The 891-nt window shown below is 60.5% G+C and carries 1 protein-coding gene; it reads right to left on the minus strand.

All coding sequences use genetic code 11. The annotated features are described in order from the left end of the window. A partial coding sequence (locus tag V1T76_RS29030) for a VCBS domain-containing protein (RefSeq protein WP_330564145.1) occupies positions 1-891 on the minus strand: 891 nt, incomplete at both ends.

Here is an 891-nt window from a genome sequence, read left to right on the forward strand (position 1 = left end):
CATTCCGGTCCTCGGTGATGTCACCCGTGTCGGTGCCGGTGATGACCGCTGCATCTGGTGTTGCCGCCAGTGTTGTGCTTGCCCCGGTATGGGTCACTCCGCCATGGGCATCCTTCACATCATAGGTGAAGTGGACCTGACCGTTGTAATCCTTTTCCGGTGTGTAGGTGAACGTTCCATCCTGATTGTCCCGGACCGAGCCGTGATCGACCTTGAGGCCCGAGATGGAAAGCTTGCCCGCGTCATTGGCATCCACATCCACCGTGTTTGCCAGAAACTGTTTCAGTGTCAGGGTCCGGGCGACGTCTTCCGTGCCGCTGGCCAGTTGCACTTCGGAAGAGCAATAGGGCCTGTCGTTGCTGCCATGGATCGTGATGACGATGTCATGGGCCGTGCCGTCTTTGGAATAGACCGTGATCGTGTCGGTCAGGCTCTGGCCTTCGCCCAACTGGTCGATGGCGGTGCCCCGCGTCGTTGCATAGCCGCCGGCTGCGGTCCAGTGACCGGCATCGGCATGATAGTGCCAGGTACCATCTGCCTGCAGGGCAAGATCGCCATAGGTGCCGTGGTAGTCGTAAGCTCCATGACGCGTGTCGAACGCGTTCTCACCAGCATCCGGGTCGGTGATGGTCAACTTGCCGTCGGCATAAAGAGGTGCATTGCCCAGCGTTGCTATACCTGGTTGGGCATAGTCCGGCGACATGTTCGACCCTGCGGTATTCTCCGTTATGTCGCCTGTGTCCACCCCTGCAATCACTGCGGCATCATCGGTTCCGGTGACCGTGATGACGAGGTTCTGGGTGTCCGTCGCCCCTGCACTGTCGGTGACGGTGACGGGGATGGTCACCTGCTGGGTCTGGCCGGCCGCCAGGTGCTGATAGGCCGCATGGC

Source organism: Roseibium sp. FZY0029, assembly GCF_036350355.1.
Taxonomy (GTDB): domain Bacteria; phylum Pseudomonadota; class Alphaproteobacteria; order Rhizobiales; family Stappiaceae; genus Roseibium.